The sequence below is a fragment of the Fodinibius sp. genome, assembly GCF_041642155.1.
Taxonomy (GTDB): Bacteria; Bacteroidota; Rhodothermia; order Balneolales; family Balneolaceae; genus Fodinibius.
Genome location: NZ_JBEPWZ010000112.1, coordinates 1 through 8976, shown reverse-complemented (window position 1 = coordinate 8976; position 8976 = coordinate 1). Strand labels below are relative to the sequence as shown.

Below are 8976 nucleotides of genomic sequence, written 5' to 3'. Positions count from 1 at the left end.
CTGGAAAGTCAGGTGGCAGCTTGATTTTCCAATATATATATAAATATATATAATATAGTCGATGGTCTCCTCGCCGATTGCATACCAGGCATAGGTCAAACCGGTCGCGGCTGAGCACACATTGATAGATTATGATAGATTATATATTGAGCATCAGCGGTTGATCAGCAGTACTAAATACATGCTATGAATGAACAGGGAGCCAGGAAGCTCGTTAATCCTCCTCTTCCATGATCGACTCATTCACCTGGTTTTTAAAATCCTTCGACATCTTAAGTACCGGAACATACTGTTCCGGCACGATAACTTCCTCATTGGTCTTGGGATTCCGGGCCACGCGCTGAGCTCTCTTTACGACCTTAAACGTTCCGAATCCACGCAGCTCAATATGCTCTCCACGCTTCATAGCATCGATGACCGTCTCCATAAAACCATTAACCACTGCTTCCGTTTCCACTTTTGTTAGTCCCGTTGATGAGGCAATAACGTCAACAATATCTGCTTTAGTCATAATATACCACCTTTGAGTCCAGTATAGATTAACAATTCAGAGATTCAGAACAATGAATATACTTCCGGTTATAAGCTATACTATTTTAAATTACTTTATTTTAACGTTTTTTTATGGATACTCATAGTTAACATCTTAATTAAAACTGAAAAATTCGAAAATCTTTTTTTACATTCCTCCTGGTTCTTTCTTTAAATTCATTTAAGCTCGATAGCGTATGCAAGCATTTGAACGTATCATTGATTTTCTGGAAAACCTAATCTGGAATACGCCGGAAGCTTTTCCAGTGATGGTCGGCCTTCTGCTTTCGTTCGGCATCTACATCACCTTTCGTCTCGGGTTCATCCAAATAAAAGGGTTCAGGCATGGACTGAAAGTTGTAACGGGCTTTTATGACGATCCCGAGGACGAAGGCGACATCAACCACTTTCAGGCGCTGACGACCGCCCTTTCCGCTACGGTCGGAATTGGCAACATAGCAGGCGTGGCGCTGGCTATTCATTATGGCGGGCCCGGGGCCTTATTTTGGATGTGGGTAACAGCTGTGTTCGGGATGGCCATCAAATATACCGAAGTGACGCTGGCACAGGAATACCGGGATACGAATCCCGACGGCACCGTTTCGGGGGGACCGATGTACTATATTGAGCGGGGATTGGGGGCCAACTGGAAATGGCTGGCGGTGGCGTTCGCCATTTCTGCAGCTATCTGTGCCTTTCTGACCGGTAACGCGGTACAGGCAAATACGGTTGCCGACGTGATGCACAGTGATTTCCAGATTCCCGTGTGGATCACGGGGCTGATTACCGCCAGCCTGGTAGCTGCCGTCATTTTGGGCGGTATCAAACGCATCGGCCGGGTGACCGCGCGGCTGGTGCCTTTCATGGGTATCCTTTACGTGATCGGCGCCCTGATGATCCTGTTTCTCAACTACGACGACATTATCCCCTCTTTTCAAATGATTATCGGCTATGCCTTTAATCCCCAGGCCGGCGCGCTGGGCGTGGGTTCCGGCGCCCTTATTTTCACCCTCAGCTACGGCGTTCAGCGCGGTATCTTTTCCAATGAAGCGGGACAAGGTTCGGCGCCCATCGCCCACTCGGCTGCCAAAACGGACGAGCCCGTGCGCGAAGGCGTTGTGGCCCTGTTGGAGCCGTTTATCGATACCCTTGTTATCTGTACCATGACCGGCCTGGTTATTGTCTCGACCGGCGCCTGGGACATGCAGCACAAAACAGCGGTGAATCCCTCCTCTGGTTCGTTTACCTACTCGCTGTCCGAAGGCTCCGTAAACACCGAGGGCGATGCTCTTTATTTTAGTGAAGGAGTGCCTGAAAACGGCACGATGGAACACTACAACATCCCGGTGGATACCATGTATGCCGATGGTTCTTACAGCACTCCTTTTACCGGGCGCATCGAACTGACCGAAACACAAGAAGGTTACAGCGTCGGGGGGGTTTATACCAAAGATGGCGCGCAACTTTCTGCCCTCTACGGCGGCATTGTGGAAAATGGAGCGCCCCTGACCATCCGGGCCTTTGAAATCGGCCTTCAGCCATTATTTCCCGGCGGAGGGTATATCGTCACTTTTGCGGTGCTCCTGTTTGCCATTTCTACGTCCATCAGCTGGAGCTATTACGGCGACCGGGCGGCACAGTATCTGTTCGGGTTTGATTCGATCTTCTGGTACCGGCTGGCTTTTGTGGCCATGCACTTTTTCGGTGCCGTGGTCACCCTTGCCACCATCTGGGCTTTCGGCGACGTCATGCTCGGTCTGATGGCCTTTTTCAATATCATAGCGCTTTTCGCCCTCTCCGGAAAAATCTACCAGATTACCCAGGATTATTTCAGCAGAGAACACAGAACACCCGACTCATAACCTGGATTATTCATGAATAATTTCGAGCGCGTCACCTTGATCGAACATCCCGTTATTGCCCGGGATATTACAATCCTGCGGGATATCAATACGCAGACCGATGATTTTCGCGTGGCCCTCAAGCGCATTGCCGTCATTCTGGCCTACCATGCCCTCAAGGAACTGCCACTCATCACCTTTCCCATAGAAACACCCATCCGGGAAACCACCGGCTACGATATTGACCAGGATATTATTGTCGTGCCGATACTGCGGGCCGGACTGGGCCTCTCGGATGCGCTCCTCCAGTTTATTCCCAACGCCAAAGTGGGACACCTGGGTATGTATCGCGATGAGCAGACCCATCAGCCGGTGGACTACTATTCCAACATCCCAGAAGGTATTGAACAGGCGATGGTGTTGGTTGTAGACCCGATGCTGGCCACCGGGGGCAGCGCTGATGACGCCCTCAGCTACCTCAAAAAAGAGGGCGCACAACATTTGCGTTTTATATCGTTAATCTCAGCCCCGGAAGGATTACATACACTGGATGAGAACCACCCCGATGTTCACACGATTACCGCTGCCATTGACGAGAAACTCAACGACGATGCTTTTATCGTACCCGGATTAGGTGATGCAGGTGACCGCTATTTTGGAACCACATAAAACGCTTTATGTACTGCTTTTCAGCTTTCTGCTGACGGGAATGCTGGCTTCCTGCGGCGAGCTTTCCCGGGAACAGTCCGCCCAGGTGGATGAAGCCCTCAAAGACTCTCTCACCTCGACCACGGAAAGCTGGGATGTCGAAATGGAGATTATAGAAGAAGGATTTAAAAAAATGCGGCTGACCGGCTCATATGCGGCCACCTATACCGCTCAAGACAGCAATGCCACTCATATCAAGGGGCCGGTTGATATTCAGCTATACGATTCTACCGGCGCTGTAACCACACGGGCCCGTTGTGAACGCGCCGTCTACAACGCCGACGAGGCCATCTTTGAACTCTATGGAGATGTACAGGTGACCACGGAAGATAACCGCCACCTGGAATCAGAATACCTGAAGTGGACCCAAAACACCAACCGCATTACCACTCCCAAATTTGTCATCATTACCACGCCCACCGACAGTATCTCCGGTACGGGATTTGAGGGCACGACGGACCTGAGCGATGATTATACCATCGAAAAACCATCGGGGCAATTCATTGTTGAATAATATGATATTTCCATCCCTCAACACCATAGCCCGTAAGGTACCGAAACCCCTGCTTTTCCTTTTCGGAGTAGTCGGCGCAGCTTTCCTCTTTACCGACGCCCGGGCCCAGGAGAGACAGGTCGATATTCTGAATGCCTCCCGGATTGTCGGCGGCACCCACGAGGGTGAGCAGGTCCGCCGTATCCTGGATGATGTCCATCTTCGGCACGGCGACCTTGAAATGTACTGCGACAGCGCCTATCAATTTATCGATAAAAATGAAATTCGCGCCTTTGGCAATATCGAGATTGATACGGGGGAAGAAATCATATGGACCGACTCGCTGACCTATTATACCGATGTCGATTTCAGCAAACTCAGGGGACGCGTAATCATCGAGACCGACAGCTCTACTCTTTTTGGCCATAGTGTCGACTATCGTTTTTCTGACAAGGTCGCCCATTTTATCGATCAAATCCGACTGGAGGATCTTCGCGGCACGCTTAAGGCCGATTCGGGGTATTATTACCGGGCCGTCGACAGTGTGGAGTTCAAGGGAAAGGTGCAGATTGCCGATTCCCTGCAGTACCTTGAAGCCGACTCCCTGTTCGGCAACCGGCGCAAACAATACTACGAGATGCACAGCCAGGTCTACGGCTACGATCGTGAAAACAACTCCATGATCAAGGGAGAATACCTGGAGACAGACTCCACCGGGCGGCGGCTGCTCAGGGAAGATGCGTGGCTCAAAAATTTTGAAGCGGATACGAGCGACACGACTCGATCAGACACCACTCGCTTGGATTCCACCAAAGCTGATACGACCCATATCCGGGCCCAAACGATCCTGTCCCGTGAGCAGCGGAGTGCAGCCGACACCACGACCATCACCCACGGTTACGGGAACGTGCGCATCTGGTCTCCCGACTTTTCGGCCACCGCCGATACCTCCCGGTACACCGATACCACCCAAACTTTTGAGCTCTGGTCCAATGCCAGGGCCTGGCACGATAACGTGCAGCTTACCGGACCTTATATCAAAGCGATTCTCAAAGACGGTAATATCGACAGCCTGAAATCATACCCCAACCCCTTTTCGGTACAGCAGGATACGTCCATTGACCGGCTGAATCAAATTACCGGCGATACCCTGCATGCAAATTTCTCGGAGGATACGGGCGCGCTTCGCCAGATTCATGTATTCCGGAATGCCCGGCTGCTGCGGTATATCAAGAACCAGCAGCAGGAATCCGACGGAGCGATCGAACTTTCGGCTCCCTCCATACGCATCACCTTTTTGGAAGGGGAAGTCGATTCCATGATTGCGCTCGGATCCAATGAGGGCTCGCGTTTTCCCGAAAATGAAAAGACGGCCGAGCGCCAGCTGGAAGGCTATAGCTGGACGCCTGAAGAGCGTCCCCAGAAGCCGAAGGAACCCATGAATCGTCGATTCCCTCCCATCGGGGATGACCTGTTTTTCGAGCTGCCGGAACGATACCTTGAACATCTCCTGGAAAGCCGTCCAGACAGCCCGAGAATACCGAAAGAAAGTATAGAGAAAAAGCCTCCCGACAGAGAGAAACCGCTCCCAGCCGATGAAGAGAACGATACAACCGCAACCGTTAGCTAAGGAAATAGCTGGCAGATAGATTTTATAGGATTAAAGTCCTCCGGCCAGAACTTACGAAACACTCCGCTTCATCCCACTTCCTGCCGCCCCCGGGTCTGTTTCACAACCTCCTGCTGGATTTCCCGGGGCACTTGGGCATAATGAGAGAACGTTCTCCTGAAGCCTGCGCTGCCCTGGGTCAGGGATTTCAACCGCGTGGCAAAATGGCCCAGTTCCCCCAGCGGCACCTGCGCTTCAATTTTTTGGATGGAACCCTCCGCATCCATCCCCATAATCTGTCCCCGCCGCGTACTGATATCGCTCATCACATCCCCCATATAATCAGCGGGCACCGTCACTTCAATCGCGTAGACAGGTTCCAACAATCTGGGAGCCGCTTTCAGGAACCCCTCCCGGAAAGCCATGAGGGCCGCCGTACGAAAGGCCGCGTCATTGGAGTCCACCGAATGCATGGCCCCGTCGTATACCGAGATCCGGATATCCCGCACCCGGCAGTCACAAAGCGGACCATTTTCCATTTTCTCCATGATACCTTTAAGGATGGCAGGCATAAACCGGTTGTCAATGACCCCTCCCACTATACAGTTTCTGAAAACAAGTTTTCCGCCCCAATCAAGATCAATTTCCTGGACATCGCGCACCTTCAGCTCGCTGTGCTCGGTCATATGATCGCGCAGCGGCTCCATCAGCATCGATATCTTGGCAAACTGTCCCGCCCCGCCCGACTGTTTTTTATGCTTGTAATGGGTGCGGACCTCCTTCGTGATGGTCTCCCGATAGGGGATGCGCGGCTCCACAAACTCAAAATCGAGCTGAAACCGGTGTTCCAGGGCATATTTAATGACCGCCAGGTGCTCCTCGCCCTGCCCGTGAATAATCACCTGTTTCAATTCCTGGCTGTGCTCCACCTGCAACGAGGGGTCTTCGCGCTGGAGCTGGTGCAGCGCCGTGCCCAGCTTATCCTCCTCTCCCTCCCGCCTAAGCTCGATAGCTGTACGAATAACCGGCTCCGGAAAATGTATGGGCTCGATATCCACCACCGTGTCCTTTGTATGCAGGAGGTCGTTTACATTGGTGTTCTTTAGTTTGACGGCCGACCCGATATCGCCGGTGTTTACCTCGTCGACTTCCTGGCGCTCCCCCCCGTTCATCAAATACAGGCTCGACAGGCGAACCGTACTTCCGGTGGTACCGTTGACCAGATCAAGCCCCGGCTGCGCCGTACCTCCATACATCTTAAAATAAAGCATATCGCCCATGTGCGACTCCGAGCTGTTCTTAAAGATAAACATCAGCGGATCGCCTTCCGGGTTCAACGGGATATCTTCACCTCCCGACGTCTTCGGCGGGTTGGCTTCCAGCGGATTCGGGGCCACATTTCCAAGGAACCCCATCACGCGGCCTGTCCCCATATTGCGTTTGGCCGAGCAGCAGAAGAGCGGGAAGATATCCCTGTTAATCAGGGTCTGTTGCAATCCCTCGCGCATCTGACTCTCCGTCAGCATTCCCTGCTCAAAATAAACATCCAGCAGCGTTTCATCATTTTCGGCCACCGACTCTACCAGCTCATTGTGCAGCAGCTCCGCCTGGGCCTGGTGGGCATCGGGTATCGGAAGCTTGGCCGGCTTGCCCCCGTCCTCCGGAAATTCGTACATCGTCATTTTAAGCACGTCAATGATGGCATGGAAGTCTTCCCCCTCGCTGTAGGGATACTGCACCACCACAACGCCGCGGCCAAAACGCTCTTTGGCCCTGTCCACCGTCTTCTGAAAGTCGGACTGGCTGCTGTCGGGCTTATTGACAATCAACAACGAGGGGATGTTATACTGCTCGGTGTATTTCCAGTGCAGTTCGGTCCCTGTCTCAATTCCGTACTCTGCATTAAGCGAAAAAATGGCGGTGTCCGCCACCCGCAGGGCCCCCACAACTTCCCCGATATAGTCTGAGGTGCCCGGCGTGTCAATCAAATTTATTTTATTGCCGCGCCAGTCCAGGTTCAACAGCGTACCAAATACGGACTTACCCTTTTCATGTTCAATTTCGTGGTAATCAGATGAGGTCGATTTCTGTTCAACGGAGCCCCTTCGGCTCTTGCTCCCCGATTCAAACAGCATCGTCTCGGAAAGCGTCGTTTTCCCTGATCCCGCGTGTCCCAGCAAGACGACATTTCTAATTCTGGATGATGGATAGACTCTCATACATAACCTCTTTTTTTGATGGATGGGAATAATAAATATACCGGAACAGTGATCTCTCGAGAATACCTGTAACAGGCCCGACATGGTACTATTAATAAGGTGAACATCATCGCATTTCCCGGTAAGTTGAATTGTATTAGTAAGTAATACAAAAAATTATTTGAACTCAATACCTTGTTTTAATCAATAATATTCGTGAATACTATGGAATTAATAGTTGTCCTATAACTTATTGAAACCACGAAAGCGGACGCAAAACCCTGGAGCTGGGCATCCTTGGCGCAGCTGATATGACCACCGAAGCAACGCTCACAAAATTAATGTATCTTTTAGGAGCTCTTATCGGCAGTAACACGGTGAGCAGGAAATTCAAGCAGAATCTGGCAGGTGAATTAACAGAATAATTATGTTTTTTATTTTCGACGTAGAAACGGTACCCGATTTTGAATTTGTACGACAGGTTATTGACCATCCCGAAGAGAATGACGATGATCTGTTGCTGCAGGCAAGCGAAGAGCTGGCACATAACAAATCCGGCTTTCTGCCTCCGATGTATCACCGGGTCATCTCGTGGGTGGGACTCTGGATCGAAAATAACGGGATGCCTAAACAGAAAGTTTCCTGGCACGGCACGGACGAGCAAGAGGGACTGAAAAGCCTGTTTGACGCACTCAGTACCTATAAGGATTTCGGACTCATCCATCACAACGGGCGGGGTTTTGACCTGCCGCTGCTGACCTACCGCGCCATGAAGCATAATATGCAAATGCCGCTCCGCCTCAATCATTACGACATTAAATACCGGTACAGCAACGATAACATAGATCTGCTGGATGAATTCAGTAATTACGGCGCCAGCTCGTGGCCCAAGCTGAAGCACCTGGGGTACCTCATCGGCATACCGTTTAAACAGACCGGCGAAGGCAACGAGGTGCTGGCTATGTTTCGCCGGGATGAACTCCCGGAGATTGAACACTACTGCTACGAAGACGTAATGGCGACCTATGTGGTATGGCTGCACCTGAAATACACCGTCGGCGATATCGACAGGGAGTTGTTTGACAATCTAAACGATCGCGCCATGGGGAAGCTCAACGAGATCCAGGGGAATTAATTATTGGTTATTCGTTTTTTGTTACTGGTTATTGAGTACTACTTATCACAAAATCCGCAGTATGCCCAAACCTGAACCTCTACCCAAGTCTTATCCTCAATTCTGCAGCTTCTCGCTTATTTCATCTTTCACAACCCACGATTAATCATACAGCTGACGCATCAGCTTGCGCTTGGTGACAGGGAAAATGGTTTCCCGAAATGGAAACTGAAGGTCCGTGTCAAATGCATAGGTAGCCGGATTCGGCAGCTCCCTGTTTTCGCTGATCAGATCCAGCTTGATCGCATTGGGCGATAAACGGGCCCTCCCTTTATTAATCGCTTTCAGGAAGGCAGTCTTGAGAGAACGATACTGATCGGTTGAACTTTCAAAGACGGACACCTCATACTGAAAAAGAAGCAGTTTGGATGCTTCATTATCGGGCACAAACAGGTATCCCTCATCGGTATAGTTGGGAATAA

At 51.0% G+C, this 8976-nt stretch carries 7 protein-coding genes and 1 pseudogene; 5 read left to right on the top strand and 3 right to left on the bottom strand.

Going from position 1 to position 8976, the window contains the following annotated elements:
- Nucleotides 1-214: 214 nt before the first annotated feature.
- Entirely contained in the window at nucleotides 215-511 is a 297-nt protein-coding gene (locus ACESLU_RS08180; RefSeq protein WP_372637702.1) for an HU family DNA-binding protein, read from the bottom strand.
- A 217-nt stretch (nucleotides 512-728) separates the two neighbouring features.
- Here ACESLU_RS08180 and ACESLU_RS08175 point away from each other — a divergent pair, with 217 nt between their 5' ends.
- From ACESLU_RS08175 to ACESLU_RS08160, 4 genes are read left to right on the top strand one after another with little or no spacing between them, the layout of a single operon-like run.
- Entirely contained in the window at nucleotides 729-2393 is a 1665-nt protein-coding gene (locus tag ACESLU_RS08175) for an alanine/glycine:cation symporter family protein (protein ID WP_372637700.1), read from the top strand.
- A gap of 12 nt (nucleotides 2394-2405) precedes the next feature.
- A complete protein-coding gene (gene upp, locus ACESLU_RS08170; protein WP_372637697.1) occupies nucleotides 2406-3041 on the top strand; it encodes a uracil phosphoribosyltransferase in 636 nt (211 codons plus the stop codon).
- On the top strand, nucleotides 3028-3594 hold the full coding sequence (lptC, locus tag ACESLU_RS08165; RefSeq protein ID WP_372637694.1) for an LPS export ABC transporter periplasmic protein LptC: 567 nt from the start codon (nucleotides 3028-3030) through the stop codon (nucleotides 3592-3594). Before upp ends, lptC begins: the two co-directional genes overlap by 14 nt.
- A gap of 1 nt (nucleotide 3595) precedes the next feature.
- Entirely contained in the window at nucleotides 3596-5203 is a 1608-nt protein-coding gene (locus ACESLU_RS08160; RefSeq protein ID WP_372637691.1) for an OstA-like protein, read from the top strand.
- Nucleotides 5204-5271: 68 nt separating this feature from the next.
- Here ACESLU_RS08160 and ACESLU_RS08155 read toward each other — a convergent pair whose 3' ends face one another.
- Nucleotides 5272-7401, bottom strand: coding sequence for an elongation factor G (locus ACESLU_RS08155; RefSeq protein WP_372637688.1), 2130 nt, complete (start codon nucleotides 7399-7401; stop codon nucleotides 5272-5274).
- Between the two features lie 406 nt (nucleotides 7402-7807).
- Between ACESLU_RS08155 and ACESLU_RS08150 the strand changes: the two genes are divergently transcribed.
- Entirely contained in the window at nucleotides 7808-8515 is a 708-nt protein-coding gene (locus ACESLU_RS08150) for a ribonuclease H-like domain-containing protein (RefSeq protein WP_372637686.1), read from the top strand.
- A gap of 141 nt (nucleotides 8516-8656) precedes the next feature.
- Here the strand turns inward: ACESLU_RS08150 and ACESLU_RS08145 are convergent.
- Nucleotides 8657-8976 (bottom strand): annotated as a pseudogene (locus ACESLU_RS08145) (hypothetical protein); the annotation flags it as partial.

Bases quoted from the DNA above. Each gene is read 5' to 3' on its own strand.
- ACESLU_RS08175 (WP_372637700.1), top strand. From the start codon at position 729: ATGCAAGCATTTGAACGTATCATTGATTTTCTGGAAAACCTAATCTGG.
- upp (WP_372637697.1), top strand. From the start codon at position 2,406: ATGAATAATTTCGAGCGCGTCACCTTGATCGAACATCCCGTTATTGCC.
- ACESLU_RS08155 (WP_372637688.1), bottom strand. From the start codon at position 7,401: ATGAGAGTCTATCCATCATCCAGAATTAGAAATGTCGTCTTGCTGGGA.
- ACESLU_RS08160 (WP_372637691.1), top strand. From the start codon at position 3,596: ATGATATTTCCATCCCTCAACACCATAGCCCGTAAGGTACCGAAACCC.
- ACESLU_RS08180 (WP_372637702.1), bottom strand. From the start codon at position 511: ATGACTAAAGCAGATATTGTTGACGTTATTGCCTCATCAACGGGACTA.
- ACESLU_RS08150 (WP_372637686.1), top strand. From the start codon at position 7,808: ATGTTTTTTATTTTCGACGTAGAAACGGTACCCGATTTTGAATTTGTA.